The sequence below is a fragment of the Streptomyces sp. 7-21 genome, assembly GCF_016741785.1.
Lineage (GTDB): Bacteria > Actinomycetota > Actinomycetes > Streptomycetales > Streptomycetaceae > Streptomyces.
The window spans coordinates 72651-98313 of sequence record NZ_JAERRL010000004.1 but is presented as its reverse complement, the minus strand read 5'-3'; the positions used below and the strand labels follow the sequence as shown (position 1 = coordinate 98313).

22 protein-coding genes and 1 pseudogene are annotated in these 25663 nt (G+C 72.6%); 11 read left to right on the top strand and 12 right to left on the bottom strand.

Going from position 1 to position 25663, the window contains the following annotated elements:
- The first annotated feature begins 14 nt into the window (after positions 1 to 14).
- The 5 genes from JK356_RS06150 to JK356_RS06130 all read left to right on the top strand — a co-directional run bounded on the left by JK356_RS06150 (position 15) and on the right by JK356_RS06130 (position 6593).
- Positions 15 to 848 (top strand): hypothetical protein, encoded by an 834-nt coding sequence (locus JK356_RS06150; RefSeq protein ID WP_201866519.1) that lies wholly within the window; start codon positions 15 to 17, stop codon positions 846 to 848.
- A 65-nt stretch (positions 849 to 913) separates the two neighbouring features.
- Positions 914 to 2827 (top strand): fumarate reductase/succinate dehydrogenase flavoprotein subunit, encoded by a 1914-nt coding sequence (locus JK356_RS06145; RefSeq protein WP_201866518.1) that lies wholly within the window; start codon positions 914 to 916, stop codon positions 2825 to 2827.
- The gene (locus JK356_RS06140; RefSeq protein WP_201866517.1) at positions 2824 to 3609 is read left to right on the top strand and encodes a succinate dehydrogenase/fumarate reductase iron-sulfur subunit; all 786 of its coding nucleotides are present in this window, start codon (positions 2824 to 2826) and stop codon (positions 3607 to 3609) included. The genes JK356_RS06145 and JK356_RS06140 overlap by 4 nt, the downstream gene beginning before the upstream one ends.
- 151 nt (positions 3610 to 3760) lie before the next feature.
- Complete coding sequence (locus tag JK356_RS21720) at positions 3761 to 3967, top strand: SPOR domain-containing protein (protein WP_236670845.1); 207 nt, start codon at positions 3761 to 3763, stop codon at positions 3965 to 3967.
- A gap of 139 nt (positions 3968 to 4106) precedes the next feature.
- Positions 4107 to 6593: a SpoIIE family protein phosphatase gene (locus JK356_RS06130; protein WP_307815425.1), complete on the top strand. Its 2487-nt coding sequence runs from the start codon at positions 4107 to 4109 to the stop codon at positions 6591 to 6593.
- A 31-nt stretch (positions 6594 to 6624) separates the two neighbouring features.
- Here JK356_RS06130 and JK356_RS06125 read toward each other — a convergent pair whose 3' ends face one another.
- Positions 6625 to 7377: a GntR family transcriptional regulator gene (locus tag JK356_RS06125; protein WP_201866516.1), complete on the bottom strand. Its 753-nt coding sequence runs from the start codon at positions 7375 to 7377 to the stop codon at positions 6625 to 6627.
- Positions 7378 to 7487: 110 nt separating this feature from the next.
- Positions 7488 to 8684: an LCP family protein gene (locus JK356_RS06120; protein WP_201866515.1), complete on the bottom strand. Its 1197-nt coding sequence runs from the start codon at positions 8682 to 8684 to the stop codon at positions 7488 to 7490.
- A gap of 81 nt (positions 8685 to 8765) precedes the next feature.
- Here JK356_RS06120 and JK356_RS06115 point away from each other — a divergent pair, with 81 nt between their 5' ends.
- Complete coding sequence (locus JK356_RS06115; protein ID WP_307815424.1) at positions 8766 to 9800, top strand: glycosyltransferase family 2 protein; 1035 nt, start codon at positions 8766 to 8768, stop codon at positions 9798 to 9800.
- Here the strand turns inward: JK356_RS06115 and JK356_RS06110 are convergent.
- The 3 genes from JK356_RS06110 to JK356_RS06100 all read right to left on the bottom strand — a co-directional run bounded on the left by JK356_RS06110 (position 9788) and on the right by JK356_RS06100 (position 14640).
- Positions 9788 to 11458: an LCP family protein gene (locus JK356_RS06110; protein WP_307815423.1), complete on the bottom strand. Its 1671-nt coding sequence runs from the start codon at positions 11456 to 11458 to the stop codon at positions 9788 to 9790. The two genes, JK356_RS06115 and JK356_RS06110, sit on opposite strands and share 13 nt — an antisense overlap.
- A gap of 159 nt (positions 11459 to 11617) precedes the next feature.
- Positions 11618 to 13354, bottom strand: coding sequence for an LCP family protein (locus JK356_RS06105; RefSeq protein ID WP_201866513.1), 1737 nt, complete (start codon positions 13352 to 13354; stop codon positions 11618 to 11620).
- Positions 13355 to 13890: 536 nt separating this feature from the next.
- Positions 13891 to 14640, bottom strand: coding sequence for a TIGR03089 family protein (locus tag JK356_RS06100; RefSeq protein WP_201866512.1), 750 nt, complete (start codon positions 14638 to 14640; stop codon positions 13891 to 13893).
- A 72-nt stretch (positions 14641 to 14712) separates the two neighbouring features.
- Between JK356_RS06100 and JK356_RS06095 the strand changes: the two genes are divergently transcribed.
- Together JK356_RS06095 and JK356_RS06090 are read left to right on the top strand one after the other, a co-directional pair.
- Entirely contained in the window at positions 14713 to 15660 is a 948-nt protein-coding gene (locus tag JK356_RS06095) for a DNA-3-methyladenine glycosylase (RefSeq protein ID WP_201866511.1), read from the top strand.
- A gap of 54 nt (positions 15661 to 15714) precedes the next feature.
- The gene (locus JK356_RS06090) at positions 15715 to 16671 is read left to right on the top strand and encodes a pyridoxal-phosphate dependent enzyme (RefSeq protein ID WP_201866774.1); all 957 of its coding nucleotides are present in this window, start codon (positions 15715 to 15717) and stop codon (positions 16669 to 16671) included.
- 57 nt (positions 16672 to 16728) lie between these two features.
- On the opposite strand, the gene JK356_RS06085 is transcribed toward JK356_RS06090, so the two are convergent.
- Positions 16729 to 17244 carry an acyl-CoA thioesterase gene (locus JK356_RS06085; protein ID WP_201866510.1) on the bottom strand — a complete coding sequence of 172 codons (516 nt, stop codon included), beginning with the start codon at positions 17242 to 17244 and terminating at the stop codon, positions 16729 to 16731.
- Between the two features lie 107 nt (positions 17245 to 17351).
- On the opposite strand from JK356_RS06085, the gene JK356_RS06080 reads away from it, so the two are divergent.
- Positions 17352 to 18629, top strand: coding sequence for an LCP family protein (locus JK356_RS06080; RefSeq protein WP_201866509.1), 1278 nt, complete (start codon positions 17352 to 17354; stop codon positions 18627 to 18629).
- 24 nt (positions 18630 to 18653) lie between these two features.
- Here JK356_RS06080 and JK356_RS06075 read toward each other — a convergent pair whose 3' ends face one another.
- Positions 18654 to 19037, bottom strand: coding sequence for a VOC family protein (locus tag JK356_RS06075; RefSeq protein ID WP_201866508.1), 384 nt, complete (start codon positions 19035 to 19037; stop codon positions 18654 to 18656).
- A gap of 91 nt (positions 19038 to 19128) precedes the next feature.
- Between JK356_RS06075 and JK356_RS06070 the strand changes: the two genes are divergently transcribed.
- On the top strand, positions 19129 to 19677 hold the full coding sequence (locus tag JK356_RS06070; protein ID WP_201866507.1) for a CGNR zinc finger domain-containing protein: 549 nt from the start codon (positions 19129 to 19131) through the stop codon (positions 19675 to 19677).
- A 35-nt stretch (positions 19678 to 19712) separates the two neighbouring features.
- Here JK356_RS06070 and JK356_RS06065 read toward each other — a convergent pair whose 3' ends face one another.
- The 4 genes and pseudogenes from JK356_RS06065 to JK356_RS06050 form a co-directional block, all read right to left on the bottom strand.
- Complete coding sequence (locus JK356_RS06065) at positions 19713 to 20402, bottom strand: class I SAM-dependent methyltransferase (protein WP_201866506.1); 690 nt, start codon at positions 20400 to 20402, stop codon at positions 19713 to 19715.
- A 4-nt stretch (positions 20403 to 20406) separates the two neighbouring features.
- Positions 20407 to 21072 (bottom strand): GNAT family N-acetyltransferase, encoded by a 666-nt coding sequence (locus tag JK356_RS06060; RefSeq protein ID WP_201866505.1) that lies wholly within the window; start codon positions 21070 to 21072, stop codon positions 20407 to 20409.
- Between the two features lie 138 nt (positions 21073 to 21210).
- Positions 21211 to 21987, bottom strand: a pseudogene (locus JK356_RS06055) (glycosyl hydrolase family 5); the annotation flags it as partial.
- Between the two features lie 111 nt (positions 21988 to 22098).
- Entirely contained in the window at positions 22099 to 23445 is a 1347-nt protein-coding gene (locus tag JK356_RS06050) for a UDP-glucose/GDP-mannose dehydrogenase family protein (RefSeq protein ID WP_201866503.1), read from the bottom strand.
- Between the two features lie 168 nt (positions 23446 to 23613).
- Between JK356_RS06050 and JK356_RS06045 the strand changes: the two genes are divergently transcribed.
- On the top strand, positions 23614 to 24774 hold the full coding sequence (locus tag JK356_RS06045; RefSeq protein WP_201866502.1) for an acyl-CoA dehydrogenase family protein: 1161 nt from the start codon (positions 23614 to 23616) through the stop codon (positions 24772 to 24774).
- Between the two features lie 22 nt (positions 24775 to 24796).
- On the opposite strand, the gene JK356_RS06040 is transcribed toward JK356_RS06045, so the two are convergent.
- The gene (locus JK356_RS06040) at positions 24797 to 25627 is read right to left on the bottom strand and encodes a TetR/AcrR family transcriptional regulator (protein WP_201866501.1); all 831 of its coding nucleotides are present in this window, start codon (positions 25625 to 25627) and stop codon (positions 24797 to 24799) included.
- Positions 25628 to 25663 lie beyond the last annotated feature (36 nt).

The window sequence follows — 25663 nt, the reverse complement described above, 5'->3', positions numbered from 1 at the left end:
TCGGAGGGTTCGCCTTGGCCACGGATACCGCCCCCAGCGCCCCGTCCCCGTCCCCCGCTGACTCCGGCGCGCGCGCCGGGCGCGCCGCCATCGGCGCGCGCCACCTGCGCGGCGACCGGTGGTGGCTCGCCCCGGCCGTCACCGTGCTGGCGCTGAGCGCGTTCGTCGTCTACGCGACCTGGCGGGCCTTCGCCAACGCGGACTACTACGCGGCGCCCTACGTCTCGCCGTTCTACTCGCCCTGCCTCGCGGAGAACTGCGCGGACATGCGCGGCGGGCCGAACTGGGCGCTGTTCGGTGACTGGTGGACCCTCTCCCCCGCCCTGATCTTCCTGGTGCTGCCGCTCGGCTTCCGCCTGACCTGCTACTACTACCGCAAGGCGTACTTCCGGAGCTTCTGGGCCTCGCCGCCGGCCTGCGCCGTGGCCGAGCCGCATCGCCGCTACACGGGCGAGACGCGCTTCCCTCTGATCCTCAACAACAGCCACCGGTACTTCTTCTACGCCTCCTCGCTCATCGCGGGGATCCTCACCTACGACGCGGTGCTCGGCTTCCGGGACGAGGACTACGACTGGGGCCACATGGGGCTCGGCTCGCTGCTCTTCACCGTCAACATCGTGCTGGTCTGGGGGTACACCCTTTCGTGCCATTCCTGCCGCCACATCATGGGCGGCCGGCTGAAGCACTTCTCCCGGCATCCGGTGCGCTACCGGGCCTGGACGTGGATCAGCCGCCTGAACACCCGGCACGCCACGTTCGCCTGGGCCTCGCTGACCAGCCTGGCGCTGTCGGACCTGTATGTGTACCTGCTCGCCACCGGCGTCTTCGACGACCCCCGGTTCTTCTGAGCCCGGTTCTTCCGGCAGACGGCGGCCGCCCGCAGCACCGACCAGCGGCAGAAAGGACGTAAGACGTGGAACGGCAGTCGTGGGACGTGGTCGTCGTCGGCGCGGGAGGCGCCGGGCTCCGCGCGGCCATCGAGGCGCGCGAGCGGGGCATGCGCACGGCGGTGATCTGTAAGTCGCTGTTCGGCAAGGCCCATACGGTGATGGCGGAGGGCGGCATCGCCGCCAGCATGGGCAACGTCAACGCCGGCGACAACTGGCAGGTCCACTTCCGCGACACCATGCGCGGCGGGAAGTTCCTCAACCACTGGCGGATGGCCGAGCTGCACGCCAAAGAGGCACCCGACCGGGTGTGGGAGCTCGAGACGTGGGGCGCGCTGTTCGACCGCACCGAGGACGGCCGCATCTCGCAGCGCAACTTCGGCGGCCACGAGTACCCGCGGCTGGCGCACGTCGGCGACCGCACCGGCCTGGAGCTGATCCGCACGCTGCAGCAGAAGGTGGTCTCGCTCCAGCAGCGGGACTTCGCCGAGACCGGTGACTACGAGTCGGGCCTGAAGATCTTCCAGGAGTGCACGGTCACCCGCGTGCTGAAGGACGCGGACGGCGAGCGGGTGGCCGGGGTGTTCTGCTACGAGCGCGAGAGCGGGGCGTTCTTCGTCATCGACGCCCCGGCCGTGGTGCTGGCGACCGGCGGGATCGGCAAGTCGTTCAAGGTGACCTCCAACTCCTGGGAGTACACCGGCGACGGGCACGCGCTGGCGCTGCTGGCGGGCGCGCCGCTGGTGAACATGGAGTTTGTGCAGTTCCACCCGACGGGCATGGTCTGGCCGCCCTCGGTCAAGGGAATCCTGGTCACCGAGTCGGTCCGCGGCGACGGCGGGGTGCTCCGCAACAGCCAGGGACGGCGGTTCATGTTCGACTACATCCCCGAGGTGTTCAAGGACAAGTACGCCGAGGACGAGGCCGAGGCGGACCGCTGGTACACCGACCCCGACCACAACCGCCGCCCGCCCGAGCTGCTGCCGCGGGACGAGGTGGCGCGGGCGATCAACGCCGAGGTCAAGGCGGGGCGCGGCTCACCGCACGGCGGCGTGTACCTGGACGTCTCGACGCGGATGCCGGCCGAGGAGATCAGGCGCCGGCTGCCGTCGATGCACCACCAGTTCAAGCAGCTCGCGGACGTGGACATCACGCGCGAGCCGATGGAGGTGGGCCCCACCTGCCACTACGTGATGGGCGGCGTGGACGTCGACCCGGACACGGCGGCGGCGACCGGCGTGCCCGGCCTGTTCGCGGCGGGCGAGGTCGCCGGCGGCATGCACGGCTCGAACCGCCTGGGCGGCAACTCCCTGTCCGACCTGCTGGTCTTCGGCCGCCGGGCCGGACTGTACGCGGCCGAGTACGCGGCCGGCCTGAGCGGCACCGCCCGGCCCGCCGCCCCCACGGCGCGGATCGAGGAGGCGGCGGCGGACGCGCTGCGCCCGTTCGGCGACGCGGAGGCGGCGCCCGGCGCGGAGTCCGCGCCGCCGGAGAACCCGTACGCGCTGCACCAGGAGTTGCAGCAGACGATGAACGACCTGGTGGGCATCATCCGGCGCGCACCGGAGATGGAAGAGGCGCTCACCCGGCTCGCCGCGCTCCGGGAGCGCGCCGGGCGGGTGCGGGTGGAGGGCCACCGGCAGTACAACCCCGGCTGGCACCTCGCCCTCGACCTGCGGAACATGCTGCTGGTCAGCGAGTGCGTGGCCCGCGCGGCCCTGGAACGGAAGGAGTCCCGCGGCGGGCACACCCGGGACGACTATCCGCGCATGGAACGCTCCTGGCGGCGCGTCAACCTGCTGTGCGAACTTCCGGAGCCCGGGGCAGGCGTGCGGCTGCGCTCGCGCGACCTGCCGCCGATGCGCCCCGACCTGCGGGACCTGTTCGAGAAGGAAGAACTGGCCAAGTACCTGACGGACGAGGAGCTGACGGAACCGTGACGACGGCGGCGGACTCACGCTACGAGGCGCGCTTCCGGGTGTGGCGGGGCGACGCCGCCTCCGGCGCGCTCGAGGACTACCGGGTGGAGGTCAACGACGGTGAGGTGGTGCTGGACATCATCCACCGGCTCCAGGCGACCCAGGCGCCCGACCTGGCGGTGCGCTGGAACTGCAAGGCGGGCAAGTGCGGTTCGTGCAGCGCGGAGATCAACGGCCGGCCCCGGCTGATGTGCATGACGCGGATGTCGCTGTTCTCGCGCGAGGAGACGGTCACCGTCACGCCGCTGCGGACCTTCCCCGTGGTGCGCGACCTGGTGACGGATGTCGGCTTCAACTACGAGAAGGCGCGCGAGATTCCGTCGTTCGTGCCGCCCGAGGACCTGGGCCCGGGTGAGTACCGGATGCGCCAGGAGGACGTGGCGCGCTCGCAGGAGTTCCGCAAGTGCATCGAGTGCTTCCTGTGCCAGAACGTCTGCCACGTGGTGCGTGACCACGAGGAGAACAAGCGGGCGTTCGCCGGGCCGCGCTTTCTGATGCGCATGGCCGAGCTGGACATGCACCCCCTCGACGACGCCGCCCGGGACGGCATCGACCGGCAGCGGTCGGTGCAGGAGGAGCACGGCCTCGGCTACTGCAACATCACCAAGTGCTGCACCGAGGTGTGCCCGGAGTCCATCAAGATCACGGACAACGCCCTGATCCCGATGAAGGAGCGCGCCGCCGACCGCAAGTACGATCCCCTGGTCTGGCTCGGCAGCCGGATCAGGCGGCGCCGCTCCTGACGCCGGCGGGGCCGTTTCCGGCGCCGTTCCCTCCGTTCCCTTTCCGTCTTCCCGTGGTTCCGTCTCTCCATGGCCTGATCCGTGTGCGCAGGGTGAATGACTGGCGTAGGGTCGTGGCATATGCGAGCGAGGCGAGAACAGGGGGTGAGGTATGAACGGCAGCAATCTGCGGCCCTGGCAGGTGATCCGCCAGGATGAGAACGGCAGCCGGTACCGCATAGGGCACTGCGCGACGCGTGCGGAGGCGCAGCGGCTCATACAGCGCCTGACGGCGGACGCCGGCGCACGCCCCGCAGGTACTACCGCTCAGTATCTCGTCGAACGCGTGGAAACCGACGGGCGCGTCGTCACCCGCTGACCGGAGCCCCGCCAGAGCTGCGGCTGTCCGCCGCGGGAAGCCAGCGCGGGCCCACCGGGGCACAATCGGGTATAAGGGACATCCATCCCTCTCGCCGCCGCCTGTCCCGGCGGTGAGTCCTTGACCCGGGGCCTGACGCGTGAGCACTTCGCCTGACGACGCTTCCGACACCGCCTCCACCGTCGCCGGGGGGTCGCGCTCCCTGCTCGACGTGCTGCGGGTCGGCATCGTCATGCTCGACCCCCGCGGTCAGATCATCCTGTGGAGCCCGACGTCCGAGGACATCCTGGGCTGGCAGGGATCCGAGGCCATCGGCAGCCACCTGCGGGAACTGCTGGACGAGGGCCGCCCGGACCCGAGCACCGGCATCTACCGGACGCTGCTGCGCGAGGGCAACTGGCGCGGGCGCCTGCCGCTGCGCCACAAGGACGGCCGGCGGGTGGAGCTGGAGGCGCGCGCCTCACTGCTCCGCGACAGCGAGGGCACCCCGTTCATTCTGGCCAATCTCGTGGAAATCAGCATGCTGCGCGGCATCGAGCAGGACCTCGCCGCGCTGGACGCGCTGTTCACGGCCTCCCCGCTGGGCATCGCGATCTTCGATACCGAGCGGCGCTTCATCCGGGTCAACGACGCGCTCTCCCGCCTGCACGGCAGCGCCCCCGAGGACCTGCTCGGCCGGACCGTGCTCGACGCGCTGCCGCCTCCCGTCTCCCAGGAGATCCACGAGCTCGAAAGCGAGGTGCTGCGCTCGGGACGCTCGGTGATCGACCTGGTCACCGACTCACCGGACGGCCTCGGCGCCTGGTCACTGTCGTTCGGCCGGCTCACCGACCGGATGGGGCGCACGCTGGGCGTGAGCTGCACCGTCATGGACGTCACCGAACGCCGGGTGGCGCTGGGCAAGATCGAGCGCGCCCAGGAGCGGCTCACTCTCCTGAACGACGTCGGCACCGCGCTGGGCAACCTCTTGGACGTCAACCGCATCGCCGAGTCCCTGGCGCAGATGCTCGTACCGCGCTTCGCGGACTACGCGGTCGTGGGGCTGCTGCGGCCGGTCGCCGACGGCGACGAGCTGCCGCCGCCCGCCGCCCTGCCCACCACGCCGCTGGTCCGGCTCGGCGTCGCCGCCAAGCAGCGCACGGCGGCCGCGGAGGCGATGATGGGCGGCGGCCAGGACGTCACCATCGACCCCGGCACGGTCGTGGGCACCGCGCTGACCAGCGGCGAGCCATCCCTGCTGGTGACCCGCGAGGAGATCCTGGCCGCCGCCCCGGACGTCCCCAGCGCCGAGGCCGCCCGCGCCCTGGATATCCACTCGCTGATCAACGCCCCGCTGCGGGCGCGCGGCACCGTCCTGGGACTGCTGACGCTGGCGCGCGCCGGGCAGCGCGCCCCCTATGACCGCGAGGACACCGCCCTGGCCCGGGAGCTGGCGGGCCGGGCCGCCGTCTTCATGGACAACGCCCGCCTCTACGCCCGCGAGCGCGAGGCCGCGCTGATGCTGCAACGCAGCCTGCTGCCGCGCTCGGTGCCGCAGCCCCCGGGCGTGAGCGTCGGCTACCGGTACGTGCCCTCAGGCTCCGGGGCGGAGGCGGGCGGCGACTGGTTCGACGTAATCCCGCTGGCCGGTGGCCGGGTGGCCTTCGTCGTCGGCGACGTCACCGGGCACGGGCTGCGGGCGGCCGCCACCATGGGACGGCTGCGCACCGCCGTGCGGACACTCACCGGGCTCGACCTGCCCCCGGCCGAGCTGCTGCGGCGGCTCAACGAGCTGAGCGAGGACATCGCCCAGCACCCGGACGACCCGCTGATGGCCACCCTGCTGTACGCGGTGTACGACCCGGCCACCCACGGCTGCACCATCGCGCGCGCCGGCCACCTGCCTCCGGTGCTGGTCAGCCAGGATCCGGTCACCGGCCTGTGGGCGGCCCGGCTGGTCGAGCTGCCGGCGGGCACGCCGCTGGGCATCGAGGGCACCGGCTTCGACGAGACACGCGTGGACGTGCCGCAGGACGCCGTCCTGGTGCTGTACACCGACGGCCTCATCGAGCGGCGCGACGCCACGCTGGATGAGGGCATGGAGCGGCTGTGCGACCTGCTGACCCGCACCGCGCGGCCGGGCACGCCGCTGGAGTCGCTGTGCGACGAGCTGATCTCCGGCCTGCCGCCCCGTGACTCGGACGCCGGCCCCGACGACGACATCGCGCTGGTGGTCGCCCGGCTCGGCGGGCTGCCGGAGGGCAGCGTCGCGTTCTGGACGTTCCCGGCCGAGCCGCACGCCGTGCCCGCCGCGCGCCGGGCGGTGCGCCGGACACTGGCCGGCTGGGGCCTGGCTACGGCCACCGACGCGGCGGAGCTGCTGGTCAGCGAGCTGGTCACCAACGCGGTGCGCCACGCGGCGGGGCCGGTGGGGGTGCGGATGGTGCGCGGGACCTCACTGCTGGTGGAGGTCACCGATCCGGTGCCCGACCCGCCGCGCGAGCGGGACCCCGGGCCCGAGGACGAAGGCGGGCGCGGCCTGCCGCTGGTCGGGCAGGAGTCGCGGCGGTGGGGCACCCGCCAGGGCCCGGCGGGCAAGACCGTGTGGTTCGAGCTGCCTCTGGGCGCCGGCCAGGAGCCGCCCTGACCGGCGGTGCCGCCTGCGCCCGGGGGACGGCCTACCGCACGGGCAGGTGGTAGGAGACGCGGAACCGGTCAGCCGGGATGACGATGTCGGCGGTCTCCACCGGCAGACAGCCCGCCCGGAAGGTGCGCGCGACCACCAGCACGGGATGGCCGGCCACTCCGCCCAGCACCCGGGCCTCGGCCGCCAGCGCCGGGCGCGCGCCCACGTCCTCCGTGACGTTGTCCACGATCAGGTCGATCGCCGCCATCCGCTCCACCACCCCCCGCCCGGCCAGCGGCCCCTCCTCCGGCAGCATCACCGGCGACCTCCCGGTCAGCCGCAGCGGCTCCCAGGAGGTCGAGAGCATCACCGGCTCGCCGCCGGTACGGAAGACGTAGCGCGTGCACATCACCGGCTCGCCGGACTCCAGCCGCAGCCGCTTGGCCACCTCCCGGGTCGCCTCGCCGCGCTCGCTCTGCGCCTCGTAGGTGCCGTGGACCCGCTCGTCGGCCTGCTCCTGGCGGAACGGCGAGGAGCGCCCCAGCGTGCGGTAGCCGCTGCGGGAGATGCGCCGGGGCCGCGGCCGCTCGCGGACGTACGTGCCGGACCCGGAGCGGCCCTCGACGAGCCCTTCGGCCATCAGCACCTTGCGGGCCTCCAGCGCGACCGTGTCGGACACGCCGTAGGTGGCGCGGATGCTGGCCTGCGAGGGCAGCCGGGCGTGCGGCGGCAGGGTGCCGTCCGCGATCTGCTGACGAAGATCGTCCGCGACTCGGAGATACGCGGGCTGCTCACCGAACGGCACCGGCCCCTCCAGAAGCTCTCCGGGAAAAGTAGCAAGCAGCAACAGCTTGACGACACAGGGTCGCCGATCGCAATACGCGGCCAGCTATTCACCCGAAGTGATGACTGGCGCTACTGACAGGGGTTTTCTCCAGATTTATCCGCATCATTACCCTTTTGCGAGGGCGGCTGAGCGGGCTTCTCGGCCAGCTCTCCCAGCGGCCGGTCCTCGCGGAGCGCGTCGAAGATCCGGTCCGCCTCCGGCACGTCCCACAGCACCGTCTCGCCGAGGCCCGGCACCTCGCGCCCGCTGTCGGCGACCGGCACGGCGGCGAACTCGGTGCCGGACGGTGAGAGATCGCGCAGCGCGCCGGCCAGCGCCAGGATCTCCTGCGGACCGAGGCCCTCGTCCGCGCGCACCGACCCGAGCAGCGCCCGCGCCGTGCCGGCCAGGCGCTCGGGGCTCAGCAGCACATCGCCGCTGGCGAGGCGGTCCAGGAAGGCGGCGAGGAACTCCCGCTGCCGCTTCATGCGGCCGAAGTCCGAGGAGCCGTCCACGTGCCGGGCCCGGACGTAGGCCAGCGCCGTCGCCCCGTCCAGGACGGACGTGCCCGCCGGCAGGTCGAGGCCGGAGTAGGCGTCGTGCAGCGGCTGGGGCGTGCAGACCGCCACGCCGCCGACCTCGTCCACGGCCCGCACGAAGCTGGCGAAGTCGACCTCGATGTAGTGGTCGATCCGCAGGCCCGTCATGTCCTCCACCGTGCGCACCATCAGCGTGGGGCCGCCGTGGGTCAGGGCGGCGTTGAGCTTGTCCGGGTGGGCGTCGTGGTGCTCGCCGGTCCCGGCGAAGGTGTGCTCGGGCAGCCGCGTGTAGGAGTCGCGCGGGAGGCTGACCACGCTGGCGCGCCCGCTCTCCCCGGACAGGTGGAGCAGCACGACGGCGTCGGCGCAGTAGCAGGAGGAGTCGCCGAGGTGGTACGCGCGGCGCTGCTCGGCGCTGAGCCCGTCGCGGGAGTCGGTGCCGATGAGCAGGATGTTCGTGCCCCGCCCGTCCTCTGGCCGGCCGCTTTCCGCGAGCCCGCCGAACGGGTCGACGCGCTCGACCTGCTCGTCCACCCGCTGCACGACGGCGTGGCCCGCCCCGCTGGCGGCGAGCACCAGCGCCGCGACGACGGTGGCGAGCCGCAGGCCGATGCGGCGCCGCGGCCTGGACCGGAAGCGGAACGGAAGCCGGACACGTCGCCGGCGCCGGGACGGACGGGACAGAGGGGGAGGGCATCGGTCGGGCACGTCGGGCACGTCGGGCACCTCCGCGAGGCCGGGGGGCACGGGCTCTCACGGTATGTCCATACGATCTTTGGACCCGGGGCGACGCGCGTCCGAGTCCCCCGTTCGCGGTAACGTGAGCCGGTGACCAGCAATCCCCCGAACACGGCCGCCGCCCCTCCCGTCTCCGTCATCATGCCGGTGCTCAACGAGGAGCGACACCTGCGGGAAGCGGTGCGGCACATTCTTGAGCAGGACTACCCGGGCGAGCTGGAGGTCGTGATCGCCCTCGGCCCGTCCACGGACCGGACCGACGAGATCGCGGCCGCGCTGGTGGCCGAGGACCCGCGGGTGCGGACGGTGCCGAACCCCACCGGCAAGACCCCGGCCGGGCTCAACGCCGCGATCGCGGCGTCCCGCCATCCGGTGGTGGTCCGCGTGGACGGCCACGGCATGCTCTCCCCCGGCTACATCGCCACGGCGGTGCGGCTGCTGGAGGAGACCGGTGCGGCCAACGTCGGCGGCATCATGCACGCCGAGGGAGAGAACAACTGGGAGCGCGCCGTCGCCGCCGCCATGACCTCCCGCATCGGCGTCGGCAACGCGGCGTTCCACACGGGCGGCGAGGCCGGCGAGGCCGAGACCGTCTACCTGGGCGTCTTCCGCCGCGAAGTGCTTGAGCAGCACGGCGGCTACAACGAGGAGTTCATCCGCGCCCAGGACTGGGAGCTGAACTACCGCATCCGCCAGGCGGGCGGGCGGATCTGGTTCTCCCCCGAGCTGCTCGTCTCCTACCGGCCCCGGCCCACGGTGCGGGCGCTGGCGCGGCAGTACCTCCAGTACGGGCGGTGGCGGCGGGTGGTCGCCCGCTACCACGCAGGGTCGATCAACCCGCGCTACCTGGCGCCGCCCGCCGCGGTGGTGGCCATCGCCGCCGGTCTCGTGGCCGGGGCCCTGGTCAGCCCGTGGTTCCTGGTGGTCCCGGGCGGCTACGTGGCGGCGATCTGCCTCGGCTCGCTGCCCGCCGGCAAGGGGCTGCCGGCGGGCGCCCGCGCGCGCATCCCGCTGGCCCTGGCGACGATGCACATGTCGTGGGGCTGGGGCTTTCTGACCAGCCCGCGGAAGCTGGCCCGGAAGGTCATCGCGTCACGGCGCGAACCCGCCGGTCACCAGGTGTAGTTCGGGTTGACGGGCATGCAGGCGTCGTCATCCCGGCCGGAGATGATGTCGTCGCTGCTGAACGACGGGTGGTCCTCCTCGTCACCGGTGTCCCCGGCGTCACCGCCGTCACCGCCGTCCCCGGTGCTCCCGCCGTCCGGCGGCTCCGCGCCGCCGGACGGGTAGGTCGTGCCCTCCCGCCAGTCGGCGCCCACGATGAGCGTGATCCCGGTGCTGCCCGGCGACTGCTGCACGGCCTCGTCCGGCAGGCCCAGCGACTCGGCGACGGCCGCGGCGGCGGCGCGGTCGGCCTCGCTGGGATAGAGGATGACGGTGCTGGCCTCGGCGGCCGGGGTGGCGTCGGTCCAGGCCGAGGTGTAGCCGAGCCGGTAGAGCTCCTCGGTGATGACCGTGGCGCGGCCGTTGACCGGCGGCATGGTGGCCGAGCCGGTGCCGTTGCGCACCCCGACCGGGATCTCCGCGGCCGGGGGCGCCGCCTCCTCGGGAGCTGACTCCTCGTCACCGCCCGGGCGCGGTTCGGCGGCCGGCTCCTCCTCCCGCTCCGGCCGGGCGTCCGGGTCGTCCAGCGGGATGTCCTGGCGCACCAGGGAGAACAGCTCCTCGGCGCGCTCGGGGTCGGGGATGACCGTAGTGTCGGGGTTCTCCGGGTCGGGCAGCCACGGCATCGTCAGCATGTTGATGCGCTCGCTCGGCACGCGCCGCAGGTCCTGCCCGAGCTCGTACAGCGCCTCCACGGAACCGAGTCCGGGGTCAACGGTCAGCGCGCTGGTGGCCGCCTCGGCCAGATCCATCAGCTCGCCGGGGTCGGTCAGGGAGGTGCCGGACTGCAACTCCTCGACCATGTTGGTGAGGTACATCTGCTGCGCCCGGGTACGGCTGATGTCGCTGCCGCCCTCGAAGCCGTGGCGGGTGCGCAGCCACTGCAGCGCCTGCTCGCCCTGGATGATGGTCTCCCCGGCCTCCAGGCGGAGCCCCGAGTCCGGGTCGTAGACGTTCTGTTCAACGCAGACGGGCACGCCGCCGACGGCGTCCGCCATGTCCACCACGCCGGCGAAGTCGACCATCATCATGTGGTCGATAGGGATGCGGGTCAGCTGTTCCCAGGTCGCGACGGTGCAGCCCGGACCGCCGTGTGAGAGTGAGGTGTTGATGGAGGCAGACGTCTCCTCCGGGTAGACCTCGCCGGTTTCGGGGTCCGTGCACTCGGGAATGGTGACCTGCGTGTCGCGGGGGATGCTGATGAGCGTGATGTTGCTGCGGTCGGCCGAGACGTGCAGCAGCATCTGGACGTCGGCACGGACGGGGCCGCCCGCCAGGTCCCTGGCGCCGCCGAGCTCCTGGTTCTCCTCGCTGTCACGCGAATCGGAGCCCAGCAGCAGGATGTTGAGCGGGGTCTGGCCCTCGGCGTTCGGCGCCGCGCGCTCCAGCGGGTCGTTGCCGAGGTGGAGTTCCGCCTCGGTGATGTTGTTGTTCAGGTGACGGATGTAGAGGTACGCGGCGACCGCCACGCCGGCGACGATGACCGCGACCGAGCCCGCCGTCCACACCAGGATCCGGCGCCACAGCGGCCGTTTGGGCTTCGCCGCACGGCGGGCCGCGGCCCGTCCCGCCGCTTTGCCGGCCCCGCCGGGTGCCGTGGTCGTGGCTGGTGCGGGCACCGGCCCCGCGCTGGCCGCGCCGGCGCCGTCGCCGGCTATGACATCTGATACGCCGTCAGCTCCGCCCTCGGGCGCGGAACCATCCTCCCCGCCGCCGTGTATGCCACTTCTCCCCACGGTATCTCCCCTTTGTCGCTGATGCCCCGAGGCGACGGCAGGTTATGAGGCGCAGACGTTCTCGTCGTCCGCCGTGATGCTGTCGACCCCCTCGGGCCGCTGAGGCGGACCGCCTATCGGCGTGCCCGGCGCCTCGAAGTCGTCTCCCAGTACAAGGACCATCGGGGCGTCCCCTGCGTTGTCTGGCTGCTCCTTGAGCGCGGACTGCGGCAGGCCCATCATGTCGGCGAGCCGGGCGGCCTGGGCCGCCTGGTCGGCACCGTACTCCAGGGTCGTCTCCTCCTGCGGCTCGGCGGCGTTGCCGGCGTTGGTCGACAGCGGGACCCCCTGCTCGGTCTGGAGCCAGGTCACGGTCTGCTGGGCGGCGCCCAGCACGTTGCCGCCGTTGTACACGTCGACACGGACCTCCTCCGGCGGGGCCATCTCCTGGCCGCCGTCGCCGTTCTTGCCGTCCCCGTCACCGCCGTTACCGCCGCCGTCGCCGTCGCCGCCGCGGTCGTCGTCCTCGGTCCACGAGATGTCCTGCTGCAGCATCTCGAAGATCGGGTTGGCGCGCGTCTCGTCGATCAGCACCGTCGCGCCGTCGGTGTTGTCCACCACGGGAAGCGTCACGAAGGCGATGTCCTTCATCGGGACCTGGCCCAGATCGTTGGCGAGGTCGTACAGCTTCCTGACCGTGTTCAGGCCGGTGTCGACGGTGAGCGCGGAGGTGGCGGTGTCGGCCAAATCCCACATCTTCGAGACGCTGACCGAGGTGATCTCACGGGCCATGGAGGCCAGGAACTGCTGCTGAAGCTCGATCCGGCTCAGGTCGCTGCCGGTGCCCACCGAGTAACGGGTCCGCACGAAGGCCAGGGCGTCCTCGCCCTCCAGCCGGTGGCGGCCCGGTTCCAGGTACAGATGGGACTTGGGATCGTCGATGGTCTCCTCCACGCAGACCTCGACGCCGCCGACCGCGGTGGACATGTCCTTCACCGCGTTGAAGTCGGCCATGATGAAGTGGTTGATCTCGACGCCTGTCAGCTGCTCGACCGTCCGCCAGGTGCAGCCCGGGTCGCGGCCCCCGCCCAGGCTCTCGTTGAAGCGGACGCCCTCGCTCGGGGGTATGACGGTGGTGGTGCCGTCCTCGTTCCGCGTCTCGCACTCGGGGATGTCGACGATGAGGTCGCGCGGAATGCTCAGCGCGGTGGCGTGGCTGCGGTCCGCCGAGAAGTGCATGAGCACCGTGGTGTCGGCGCGGCCGGTGTCGCCTTCGTTGCCGTAGCCGCTGTTGCCCTCGCCGGTGCGGTCGTCGGTGCCGATGAACAGCACGTTGACCGGCTCGCCGTCCCCGTATCCGGTCTCCTCGCCGACGTCGACGGTCGTGAGATTGCCGTTGAGCCGCTGGTACAGGTACCAGGCGCCCGCGCAGCCGACGACCAGCAGCATCGCCAGCGAGCCGCCGGTCCACATCAGGACCTTCTTCTTGCGGCTCCGTTTCTTGGCCTTGCGCCTGCTGTGCGGTGCCCGCCGGTCGCGCTGGCCGGGGACCTTCTTCTTGTCCTCAGGGGCAGCCCGGCGGCGCTCCGGGGCCTGGGCGGGCAGCGCCGCGGTTTCCTCGGCGGGCGCGCTGCGCTGCCGGGGCGGGGCCGGCCGCGGTTCGTCCACACCGGAGGCAGCTTGCGGCTGCGGGCCCTGCTGGCCGGGCATCCGAAGCTCGTATTCGCCGGTGTGGGGGTTGAACACCCACTGATCCGCGGGGTCGATGCCCCCCGTGCCGCCGCGTCCCTGCGCGTCCACCGAACCGTGCTTCCCTCCGTGTCTGCTCTGAGGATTCAGACGGCTCACCCTAGCCCGGGGGTTCCACCGGGCGCGATGGCGGTGACGTAATACACGAGGGGACGACGGGACCAAACCTCCGAGTAGTTCCCTATTTCAGGGTGTTTATCTCGGCGGGGTTTACTCTTCCCTTACTTATGTCCCGCTTACACGGCTCCCTCTTGCCCGCCCCGGGCGGACCGCCTCGCCCCGGGGGCGCCGGGCGAGGGCGGCCCCGTCGCAGCCGGATACCCGCTGCGGTACGTGGCGGCCCGCTGACATGGGCCGTTTTCTCCGGGGGCAGTGAGGAATTGCAGCCGCCGGCCGGAATACCGCGGACCTGCCTGCGCAGGTCATACGGCTTTACACGTGTGCCGGTCCCGCGCCGGGTGTGACAGATGAGGCGGCGGCGTGGGGGAACTGGGGGAACGCGAAAGAGTCGCCGAGGGGAATAGCCGGCTGCCCCGCCGCCGGCCGTCCTGGCTGCCGGTGCCCTGCCCAGGCGGCGGGGGCCGGTGTCAGAGGGCGACGTGGGTCACGTGCTCGCTCTGGGCCCGCGCGGCACGGGCCGCGTCGTCGAGCAGGTCCGCGCGCGGGCACAGCACGACGGAGGCGCCGGCGGCCAGCGGGGCGAACAGACCGGCCGACAGGCCGTCCCAGTCGCCGTAGCCGAGGCCCGACATGATCCGGTCGCCCGCGCCGAGACCGCGCGCCTGGGCGTCGGCGCGGGCGCGCGCCAGAACTTCCGCGCCGGTCAGCTCCTCGGAGCCGGTGACGAGCGCGGGGTCGCCGGGGCTGGGCGGGTCGAGGGCGGTGAACGCGTCCGGCTGGGCAGGAGCAACGCGCGCGTAGTCCGTGAAGCCGGCGGGCGGCTGCGGGAAGGGCGCGCCCAGGGGGCGCAGGCTCAGGGCCAGCCGCTCGCCGGAGCAGGCGCGCGCTTCGTCGAGCCGCTCGGGCCCGGCGACCACGGCATCGGCGGCAGCGGGATCACCGCCGGGCTCGGCCACGACGCCGGTGGCGGCGCAGGCCAGCAGCCAGACGGCGGTCTGCCAGTGGGCGGGCAGCAGCAGGGCGATGCGGTCGCCGCGCTCGGCCGACAGGTCGTCCTGGAGCAGGTTGGCCGTCTTGGACACCCAGTTCGCCAGGGTCGCGGCGGAGAGTTCGACGCGTTCGCCCGTGGCGTCGTCGTAGTACGTGATCAGCGGACGCGCCGCGTCCCTGGCGAGCGCGGAGCGCAGCAGGTCGGCGGGAGTGTCGGCGGTGTTCATCCGCCTCAGCGTACGCCCGGGTGGGCAGCGGGTACTCCGGCGGCTGTCAGTGGGGGCCGTTACTGTCCTGGCATGACGCTGCCCCAGCCGAGACGGCCCGCGGCCGGTGCCCCGGAGCGCGTGCGTACGTGGATGCCGCCCGAGCCGTACGACCTCCGCCTCAGCCTGGAGGTGCTGCGGCGCGGGCCGTGGGACCCGGCGTTCCGCGACGGGCCGGACGGCGCGGTCTGGCGGGCCACGCGCACCCCGCTCGGCCCGGCGACGCTGCGGCTCATGCCGGGGGCGCCCGTACGCGCCAGCGCCTGGGGACCTGGGGCCGAGTGGGTGCTCGACCGGCTGCCCGAGCTGCTGGGGGCCCAGGACTCGCCTGAGGAGTTCGTGCCGCACCACCGGCTGGTGGCGCAGGCCCACCGGCGCCACGCCGGGCTGCGGCTGATCCGCACCGGCCTGGTGCTGGAGTCGCTGATCCCGTCGGTCCTGGAGCAGCGGGTGACGACGGGCGAGGCGTACCGCGCCTGGCGGCTGCTGCTGCGGCGCCACGGTGAGCCGGCGCCGGGGCCGGGGGCCGGCCTCGGGATGTACGTGATGCCTGAGCCCCGGCGCCTCGCCCGGGTGCCGTCGTGGGAGTGGCACCGGGCGGGCGTCGACGGGCAGCGCTCCGCGGCGGTGCTGCGGGCGGTGGCGGTGGCACGGCGGCTCGAGGAAGCGGCGGCCATGGACCTGCCGCAGGCCATGGCGCGGCTGCGGGCGGTGCCGGGCATCGGCCCGTGGACCGCGGCCGAGACGCTCCAGCGCAGCAACGGCCACCCCGACGCCCTCACCGTCGGCGACCTGCATCTGCCGCGCACGGTGGGATACACCCTCGCCGCGGAACGCGACGCGGACGACGCCCGGATGCTGGAGCTCCTGGCGCCGTACGAGGGGCAGCGGCACCGCGCCGCCCGGCTGATCGTGCTGGCCGGCCGGCGGCCACCGCGCCGGAAGCCGCGCATGCCGCACATGGACATCGCGCGGCTGTGAGGCACGGGCGCCTGGCCGCCGCCGCGAGGAAAGGAGAAGAGAGACGTGATCAGCATGCAGGACGTGCGGGAGGCGGCCGAGCGGCTGGCGGGGGTCGCCCACCGCACGCCGGTGGTGACCTCCCGGACGCTGAACGACCGGGCGGGCTGCGAGGCGTACCTGAAGTGCGAGAACCTCCAGCGCGTCGGGGCGTTCAAGATCCGCGGCGCCTACAACGCCATTTCCCGGCTGGACCAGGACAGCCTGGCGCGGGGGGTGCTGGCCTACTCCTCGGGGAACCACGCGCAGGCGGTCGCGCTGTCCTGCCGCCTGCTGGGCAGCCGGGCGGTGATCGTGATGCCGGACGACGCGCCCGCCGCCAAGCGCGCTGCCACCGAGGGATACGGCGCGGAGATCGTCACCTACAGCCGGGCGGGCGAGAACCGCGAGGAGCTGGGCAGGCGGCTGGCCGAGGAGCGGGGGCTGACGGTCATCCCGCCCTACGACCACCCGCTGGTCATGGCGGGCCAGGGCACGGCGGCCCTGGAGCTGGTCGAGGAGACGGACAGCCGGGACGCGCCGCTGGACGCCCTGCTGGTGCCGGTCGGCGGCGGCGGGCTGCTGGCGGGGAGCGCCACGGCGGCGACCGCGCTGCGGCCCGGGATACGTGTCATCGGCGTGGAGCCGGAGGCCGCCGACGACACCCGCCGCTCGCTGGCGGCGGGCCGGCGGGTGTCGATCGCGCCGCCGCAGTCGATCGCGGACGGGCAGACGGCGATGACGACGCCGGGTGAGCTGACGTTCCCGGTGGTGCAGCGGCTGGCCGAGGGGGTGGTCACGGTCACCGATGACGAGATCCGGGCGGCGATGGTCTTCGCGCTGGAGCGGCTGAAGCTGGTGCTGGAGCCGAGCGGGGCGACGGCGCTGGCCGCGCTGCTCTCCGGGCGCGTGACGCCGCTGCCGCGGCGCGCCGGCGTGATCCTCACCGGCGGCAATGTCGGCACGGACCGCCTGCTGTCGCTGCTGGGCTGAGATGCCGGCGGCCCCGCGCGGCACGCGGGGCCGCCGGTCCGCCCGGTGGTGCGCCGGTCAGTCGCCGGCCGGGGTGGCGGCGCGCAATTCGAGGATCTCGCGGCGCCGCGCCAGCCGGTGGGTGCGGCGGATCTGCGCCTCCTGGAAGCGCCGCCGGTCCCGGTCCGTGACCGGCAGCACCGGCGGCACCGGCCGCGGCTTGCCGTTCTCGTCCACGGCCGTGAAGACCAGGTAGGCGGTGCCGACCCGTACCGGGGGCGTCGCCTCGTTCCACCGCTCGGCCAGGACCTTGACGCCGATCTCCATGGAGGTGCGGCCGGTCCAGTTCACCTGGGCATGCACGTGGACGAGATCCCCGACTTTCACCGGCTCCAGGAACGCCATCTCGTCCATCGCGGCCGTCACGGCGGGCCCGCCCGAGTGGCGGCCCGCGACGGCGCCCGCCGCGTCGTCCACGAGTTTCATGATCACGCCGCCGTGTACCGTGCCGAGGAGGTTCACGTCGTTCGGCGTGGTGATGTGGCTGAGGGTGACGCGCGAGGCGTCGGTCGGCTTGCCCGGCAGGTCGGTCATGTGCCCAGCGTATGCGGGGCGGCGCACGACGGCGCATTGCATCAGCTGTGCCACAGTCCGGTCCCCTCTTGCTCCCTGCCCCCGTGGTGCGTGCAGACTGGCCTGTCATGAGTGACTGGCCCGACGGATGGACCGACGACGACCGGAACCGCAGCGGGCACCGGTACGGCAGAGGCAGCGGTAACGCCGAGCCGGAGCAGGCCCGGGTGATGCGGCACGTCCGGCCCGGCCGCCCGGCGGGCCAGAGAAGCCCTCAGCCGCCTCCGCCGCCGCGTTCGGGCGATCATGACTCCTTCGGCGATGCCCCGTACGACTCGGGGTACAACGAGGGCCGCGTCTACCGGGGCGCGCGGCGCCCGCAGGCCCCCCGGCCACCGCAGCCGCCGTCCCCGTATGACGACGGGCCGCGCGAGCGGCGCTGGCCGCGCCGGGTGGCGTTCTCCGCGCTGGCGCTCCTGATCGTGATGGTGATCGTCGCCACCGGCACCTACTTCTGGGCGGACAGCAAGCTGCGGCGCGAGGTCGACCTGTCCGTGGTCGAGGACCGGCCGGAAGGAGGCGGCGGCACGAACTACCTGATCGTCGGCTCCGACAGCCGTGAGGGGCTGAGCGAGGAAGAGCAGGAGGAGCTGCACACCGGCAGCGTGGGCGGGCAGCGCACGGACACGATGATCCTGCTGCACGTCGGCGAGAACGGGAACACGATGGTCAGCCTCCCGCGTGACTCGTGGGTGACCATCCCCGAGTTCACCGGCTCCGAGAGCGGCAACCGCATCCCGGCCAGCGAGACCAAGCTGAACGAGGCCTACGCCGACGAGGGGCCCTGGCTGCTGGTCCGCACCATCGAGTACAACCTCGGCATCCGCATCGACCACTACATGGAGATCGGCTTCGGCGGCTTCGCCAGCGTCGTGGACGCGCTGGGCGGCGTGGAGATGTGCTTCGACGAGCCGATACGCGACCGGAACTCGGGCGCCGACTTCGACGAGGGCTGCCACACTCTCAACGGCGCCGAGGCCCTCGCCTACAACCGCCAGCGCTACCAGGAGGCGATGGGCGACCTGGGCCGGACGAAGAACCAGCAGGAGTTCCTCGGCACGATCTCCGACCAGGCCGCATCCCCCGGCACGCTGCTGAACCCGTTCCGCCTGTACCCGACGCTCGGCGCGACGCTGGACGCGCTCATCGTGGACGAGGACATGTCGCTGTGGAACCTGCGGGAGGCGTTCTTCGCGATGCGCAACGCGGAGCGCATGAACATGCCGATCGCAGACCCCGGTTACCCCACGTCCAAGGGTGAAGCGGTGCTGTGGGACATGGAGCGCACCGAGCGGCTGATGCAGCAGCTCATCAACGACGAGGAAGTCACCGTGCAGGGCGACTGAGCGCCGGGCGGCGGCGCACCGCCGTCAGACGGCACACAGACAGAACGGATGGCCAGCGGGGTCGGCGTACACACGCCAGCCCCGCTTTCCGTTGCCGTCCCCCTGGAGCAGCCGCGCGCCGAGCGCGAGCACCTGCCGCTCGGCCTCGTCGAGCCGGTCGCGCGGCACGTCGAAATCCAGGTGGAACTGCTGGCCGTGCTCGGTGCCCGGCCAGCGCGGGGGCTGGTACCCCTCGGACTTCTGGAAGGCCAGCCGGCGCCCGTCGGGCCCGTGCAGTTCGACCCAGCTCTCTCCGTCGCCGAACTCCCCGTCGCTGACGCGCCAGTCGAGCACGGCCCCGTAGAACTCCGCGAGCGCGCGGGGGTTAGGGCAGTCCAGGACGGTGACCCCCAGGGCGGCGATGGCCATGACCACACTCCTTCGTGGTTACCTGTTGAAGCCGTGCACTGGTAACTAATGGCGTTACCTATGCTTTCACTCTTGGGGTAACGTGGCAAGGATGCGAGACGTACCAGCGGGGCTCGTGCCGGTCCTCGCCCTGCTCAACACCCGTGACGCCGAAGCGGGAACCGACGCGCTGGACTCCGCCGAGGGCGTCACCGCGTTCACCCGGGAGCACGGCCTGCCCCGCCTCGCCCCCGGCGACGTGCCCTCGCTGCTGCGCCTGCGCGAGGCGCTGCGCGCCGCCCGGCTCCGCCCGGACGGCGACCCGGCGGACCTCAACGCGCTGCTGGCTCAGGCCCCGCTGACCGTGCGGCTGACCGCCTCGGGCACGCCACGGCTCGTTCCGGCACCGGGACTGGCGCCGTTCGCCGAGCTGACCGCCCGCCTGGCCGCCGGCATCGCAGCGGCACAGGCGGAAGGAACGTGGGAGCGGCTGAAGGTGTGCCCGGCCGAGAACTGCGCGTGGGCGTTCTACGACCAGAGCCCGGCGGGACGCCGGCGCTGGTGCTCCATGCGCGTCTGCGGGGCGCGCGCGAAGATGCGCAGCTACCGGGCCAGGCGGCGCGGCACGGGCGGCACGGGCGCGCCCGCCCGGCCCGCGTGACGGACGGCTCGCGGTTTTCCGTCCGTCCCGGCGGCTCAGCCGCCGGGACGCCGGGCCACGAGCAGCAGGCTGTCCCGCAGCAGCGGCCGCGTATGCGTGCGGAAGCCGGTGCGGGCCAGGTCCGCCAGGACGTCCGGCAGGCGGAAGGTCCGGTAGTACATCACGAACGGAGGGCGCCACACCGCGTTGCGGATCCGCATGGCCAGATCAAAGCCCCACAGCGCCCAGTACAGGCCCGAACCGACGCGCGGCGGACGCACCAGGGGGAACGCGAAGCAGCCGCCGGGCCGCAGCGCGCGGTACACCCCGGCGAACAGCGGGGCCCGCTCGCGGGGCAGGAAGTGACCGAACGCGCCGAAGCTGACGGCGAGATCGAAGGCGCCGGCGAACGGGAGCGCCCGCGCGTCGGCGCGCACGAAGCGGGCGCAGGGGTGGGCACGGCGCGCCTGGGCGAGCATGCCCGCGCTGAAGTCGACCCCGGTGACCGGGCCGCGGCACACCCGGCGCAGCACGCCCAGGCCGGCGCCCGTGCCGCAGCACAGGTCGAGCCCTTCACCGAACGGCCCGAGCGGGCGCAGCGCCCCGGCCACGGCGTCCAGCAGGACACCGGGCGTGCGGAACGGCGTGGCGTCGAACTTCGGCGCGAGCAGGTCATACCCGCGCTCGACGGACGACAGCGCCTGGACGGCGAGTTCACGCAGACTGGGGCCTTCGGGAGAGAACACGCCCCTACGATTCCAGACCCGGTTCCAGACCCAGCAGCGGCAGGCACGGCCCGAGCCCGCTGACCGTCACCGGCACGCCGCGGTGCTCCTCCCAGCGCTCGCGCGTCAGCCGCAGCCGGTACTCGGTGACGCGTTCGCCGCGCACCGCGAGGCGGTTGATGCCGTCCCGCTCGTAGCCCAGCTTCACAGAGACCGCCAGCGAGGCGGGATTGTCCTCGAAGGCGCCCGAGACCGCGTCCCGCGCGCCGAGGCAGGCGAAGGCCAGGTGCAGCACGGCCGCCCGCATCTCCGTGCCGAGACCGCGGCCCTGGTAGGCCTGACCGAGCCAGGAGCCGGTGGCGGCCTGCCGCGTCGTCGCGAAATCACGGGCGCTGATCTCCTGCTGACCGATGACCGTCCCGTCGTGGAAGACGCTGAAGGGAAGGGACCAGTCCGCCGGCTGGCAGGCGCCGAGGCGGCTCCAGTAGTACTGGATCACGGAGCGGGCCCGCTCGGCCGGCGGCAGGTCGGTCCACGGCACGGCGAACGGCATGCGCACCGGATCGTGGATGCCTCCGGCCGCCAGGTCCGCCAGCGCGGCCAGCTCGGCCTCGCGCGGCAGCCTCAGCTCGAGACGGGGAGTCACAAGACGCAGCCCCAGCAGGGGCCAGTGATCGACGAGGGTGGCCATGCGCCATTGTGGGGAGCCCGGCGGCCCGGCCGCACGCGGTTTTCGCCCGTCCGGGCCGCCACCGCCGCACGGCGGCGGCCCGGACCGCGCGGTGGCACGCTGCGGCCACGAAGCCGGCGGAGCAATGACGGTTAGTCAGTTCACCGACGCCGAGAAGGAGTTGACCGCGAGGCCGGCGCCGTTCTCCCAAGGCTCGAAGCCCGCCTGGATGCTGGTGAGGTACCAGTCCTGGGTCGCCATGCCCCTGGCTATCGCCTCGTCGACGAAGTTCATGACGTCGAAGCTGTAGCTGCTCAGAGCGGAGGGGGCGACGAAGGAGATCACCTCGTTCGACCCGTTGTTGCCGGTCCAGACCTCCCACTGCTGGCCGCCGACGTCCGCGGTGCCGGTCTGGGAGCCGATCGGCTGGATCGGGCCGACGCGGTTGAGCCAGATCATGATCTCCAGCTGGTTGACGCCGTCGGTCTTGGGCGTCGGGTCGAGCCAGATGTCGTACGACGCGTTGTACACCGCGTTGTCGACGTAGGTGTAGGAGATGTCGGTGGGCGCGCTGCCGATCGCGCTGACCTGCTGCGGCAGGTTGGTGCCGGGCGAGCAGTTGGTGTAGTGGCAGCCCAGGAACACCGACGGGTAGGACTTGGGCGCACCGCTGGTCGGGACGCTGCCCTCGGCCTGGGTCACGGTGAAGCCGCTGCCGGTGACGCTGATGCACTGCGGCTGGTCGGTGCCCCAGGCGTTGTTCTGCGCGATGTAGTTGCCGACGGTGGTGGTGCCGAACTTCTCGCAGATCTCGGTCTGCGCCTGGGCGCCGGGAGAGGTGAGGACGAGAGCGGCCACCGACCCGATGGCGACCACGATCGCCGTCACCGCCGCGCGCAGTCCGGTGCGCGGCCGGTGGAGTGGACGAGAACTCATGGTGCTCCTTCAGTGGGGGGACAAGGCGTCATGGGAGCGCTCCCGCACGCATGCGCTGCGGACTCTAGGGACATGACGGGACCCTGACAACCCCACCGGAGGCGCGGAAGCTCAGGCCGTGGGCCGCCCCAGGGCCCGGTACGTCCATCCGGCCTTGCGCCACTTGGCCGGGTCCAGCGTGTTCCGGCCGTCGAGTATCCGCGGGGAGGTGACGACCTCGCCCAGCTCCGCCGGGTCCAGCTCACGGAACTCACGCCACTCCGTCAGGTGGAGCACGGCGTCAGCCCCGCTCGCGGCCTCGCGGGCCGAGGAGGCGTACCGCAGCGTGGGGAAGACAGCCTTGGCGTTGTCCATGGCCTTGGGGTCGTAGACCGTGACCTGTGCGCCCTGGAGGTGGAGCTGCCCCGCGATGTTCAGCGCGGGCGAGTCGCGCACGTCGTCGGAGTCCGGCTTGAAGGCGGCGCCGAGCACGGCCACGCGGGTGCCCAGCAGCGTGCCGCCGAGCGTCTCGCGCGTCAGCTCCACCATGGCGGCGCGGCGCCGCATGTTGATCGAGTCGATCTCGCGCAGGAAGGACAGCGCCTCAGCGGCGCCCAGCTCGCCCGCGCGGGCCATGAACGCACGGATGTCCTTCGGCAGGCAGCCGCCGCCGAAGCCGATGCCCGCGCGCAGGAAGCGGTGGCCAATGCGGTCGTCGTACCCCAGCGCCTCGGCGAGGCGCACCACGTCCCCGCCGGCCGTCTCGCAGATCTCGGCCATGGCGTTGATGAACGAGATCTTCGTGGACAGGAAGGCGTTGGCCGCCGTCTTGACCAGCTCGGCGGTGGGCAGGTCGGTCACCAGGAACGGCGAGCCCTCCGCGACCGGCTGCGCGTACAGCTCGCGCAGCGTCGCCTCGGCGCGTTCGCTCGCGACGCCCGCCACGATGCGGTCGGGGTGGAGCGTGTCGCGCACGGCGAAGCCCTCGCGCAGGAATTCGGGGTTCCACGCCAGCTCGGCCTCCTCGCCCACGGGCGCCAGCTCGGCGATCCGGGCCGCCAGCCGCGCGGCGCTGCCGACCGGCACGGTGGACTTGCCGACGACGAGGGCCGGCCGGGTCAGCAGCGGTGCCAGCTGCTCGACCGCCGCGTCGACGTAGGTCATGTCGCAGGCGTACTCCCCCGGCTTCTGCGGGGTGTTCACGCAGATGAAGTGGACGTCGCCGAAGGCCGCCGCGTCGGCGTAGGAAGTGGTGAAGGACAGCCGCCCGGTGGAACCCTCGTGTCCCGCGACGTGCCGCCGCAGCAGCTCCTGGAGCCCCGGCTCGTACATCGGGGGCTCGCCCCGGCCGAGCGCCTCGATCTTCTCCGCCGAGACGTCCAGGCCCAGCACCTCAAAGCCCAGCTCCGCCATGGCGGCGGCATGGGTGGCGCCGAGGTACCCGGTTCCGATAACGGTGATCTTCGGGCGCGTAGGCATCGGGACTCCCGGGGTAGAGGAGAGGTGCGTGCGGGTCCCGAGCATAGAACGCCTCGCCTTCCCGCCCGCCTCACTGTCCACAGGCGGCGGGGGGTCATAGGATTAAGTTACTTAACGGTTATTAGCGTGCCTCCGGAGCGCCAGCAGACCAGCGAGGAGTGAACCACCGTGGCTTCAGCCGCAGACTTCGACCTCTACCGCCCGGCCGAGGAGCACGACATGCTCCGGGAGACCGTCCGTGCCCTGGCCGAGGCGAAGATCGCACCGCACGCCGCCGACGTGGACGAGCAGGGGCGTTTCCCGCAGGAGGCGCACGACGCGCTGGTCGCCAGCGACCTGCACGCCGTCCACGTTCCCGAGGAGTTCGGCGGCGCGGGTGCCGACGCGCTGGCCACCGTCATCGTGATCGAGGAGGTGGCCCGCGTGTGCGCCTCCTCCTCGCTGATCCCCGCCGTGAACAAGCTGGGTTCGCTGCCGCTGATGCTGGCCGGCTCCCCCGAGCTGAAGCGGCGTTACCTCACGCCGCTGGCCCGGGGCGAGGCGATGTTCTCCTACTGCCTGTCCGAGCCGGACGCGGGCTCCGACGCCGGCGGCATGAAGACGCGTGCGGTCCGCGACGGCGACCACTACGTGCTCAACGGCGTCAAGCGCTGGATCACCAACGCCGGCGTCTCCGAGTACTACACCGTGATGGCCGTCACCGACCCGGACAAGCGGACGCGGGGCGGCATCTCGGCGTTCGTCGTGGAGAAGAGCGACGAGGGCGTGTCGTTCGGCGCCCCGGAGAAGAAGCTGGGCATCAAGGGCTCCCCGACCCGCGAGGTCTATCTCGACAACGTCCGGATCCCGGCCGACCGGATGATCGGCGAGGAGGGCACCGGCTTCGCCACCGCCATGCGGACGCTGGACCACACCCGCATCACCATCGCCGCGCAGGCGCTGGGCATCGCGCAGGGCGCCCTGGACTACGCCAAGGGGTACGTCAGGGAGCGCAAGCAGTTCGGCAGGCCGGTCGGGGACTTCCAGGGCGTGCAGTTCATGCTCGCCGACATGGCGATGAAGCTGGAGGCGGCCCGTCAGCTGACGTACGCCGCCGCCGCCAAGTCGGAGCGCGACGAGGACGACCTGACCTTCTTCGGGGCCGCCGCCAAGTGCTACGCCTCGGACGTGGCCATGGAGGTGACCACGGACGCGGTGCAGCTGCTGGGCGGCTACGGCTACACGCGCGACTACCCGGTGGAGCGGATGATGCGCGACGCCAAGATCACCCAGATCTACGAGGGCACCAACCAGGTGCAGCGCCTGGTGATGGCGCGGAAGCTGCCCTGACGGCGGGCCCTTACCCATCCGCTCAGGGGCGCGCGCGCCCCTGAGCTGACTGCGGGGCCGGCGGGGCAGGCGGGGCAGGACGGCCCCCCGCCCCGCCCGGGCCGTCGAGCGCGTTGGCGCGCATCAGGGCCGCGATGCCGTCCAGCAGGATGGCCAGGCCGTACTCGAAGTCCTCCACCGGCCCCTCGCTCTCCTCCGCGAAGGCCCCGTCCGCCAGCACCCTGGCGAGCGAGGGGAAACGGCCGCTGCGCACGACGTCGCGCAGCAGCCGCTCGTAGACGCGCCCCCACTCCTCGTACGTCACGCCGGTGTGCGAGGCCGAGCGCTCCAGCGAGACGGACATCCTCGCCTCGCTCAGGCAGAAGCCGGTCACCAGCATCAGCACGCCGATCTTCTGGTCCGGCCGCAGGTGGGTGCCCTCAAGGACCGCCAGCGCCGACTCCATCCAGGCCAGGTTGTTCGGCCCCAGCGGCGGCCCCTGGAGCGGGATGTCGAGCAGCCACGGGTGCGCCAGCAGCTTCTCGTAGGTGGCGCGCGCGTACGCGGACAGGCCCTCGCGCCACCCTTCCGGCCAGTCCTCGGCGGGCGGCGGTCCCGTGCCCATGTCGAACATCAGGTCCAGCAGGTCTTCCTTGCCCGGCACGTACCGGTAGAGCGTCATCGTCGTCACGCCGAGCCGCTCGGCGATCTTCCGCATCGACACCCCGGCGAGGCCCTCGTCCTCGGCGATCGCGATCGCCGTGCCCACGATCTCGTCGAGCGTGAGGCTGCCGCGCGGCCCCCGGCTGCCCGGCCGCTTCCCGCGCCAGAGCAGCTGGACCGTCAGCTCCAGGTCCCGGCGCTGTTCCGCCATGCCTCCCCGTCCCGTCCGTCGTTGACGCCATCCTAA

What these genes read in the sequence shown, in the direction of transcription:
- JK356_RS21720 (WP_236670845.1), top strand. Translation starts at nt 3,761, where the DNA reads ATGAACGGCAGCAATCTGCGGCCCTGGCAGGTGATCCGCCAGGATGAG.
- JK356_RS06100 (WP_201866512.1), bottom strand. Translation starts at nt 14,640, where the DNA reads ATGAACACCGCCGACACTCCCGCCGACCTGCTGCGCTCCGCGCTCGCC.
- JK356_RS06095 (WP_201866511.1), top strand. Translation starts at nt 14,713, where the DNA reads ATGACGCTGCCCCAGCCGAGACGGCCCGCGGCCGGTGCCCCGGAGCGC.
- JK356_RS06090 (WP_201866774.1), top strand. Translation starts at nt 15,715, where the DNA reads ATGCAGGACGTGCGGGAGGCGGCCGAGCGGCTGGCGGGGGTCGCCCAC.
- JK356_RS06085 (WP_201866510.1), bottom strand. Translation starts at nt 17,244, where the DNA reads ATGACCGACCTGCCGGGCAAGCCGACCGACGCCTCGCGCGTCACCCTC.
- JK356_RS06080 (WP_201866509.1), top strand. Translation starts at nt 17,352, where the DNA reads ATGAGTGACTGGCCCGACGGATGGACCGACGACGACCGGAACCGCAGC.
- JK356_RS06075 (WP_201866508.1), bottom strand. Translation starts at nt 19,037, where the DNA reads ATGGCCATCGCCGCCCTGGGGGTCACCGTCCTGGACTGCCCTAACCCC.
- JK356_RS06070 (WP_201866507.1), top strand. Translation starts at nt 19,129, where the DNA reads ATGCGAGACGTACCAGCGGGGCTCGTGCCGGTCCTCGCCCTGCTCAAC.
- JK356_RS06060 (WP_201866505.1), bottom strand. Translation starts at nt 21,072, where the DNA reads ATGGCCACCCTCGTCGATCACTGGCCCCTGCTGGGGCTGCGTCTTGTG.
- JK356_RS06050 (WP_201866503.1), bottom strand. Translation starts at nt 23,445, where the DNA reads ATGCCTACGCGCCCGAAGATCACCGTTATCGGAACCGGGTACCTCGGC.
- JK356_RS06040 (WP_201866501.1), bottom strand. Translation starts at nt 25,627, where the DNA reads ATGGCGGAACAGCGCCGGGACCTGGAGCTGACGGTCCAGCTGCTCTGG.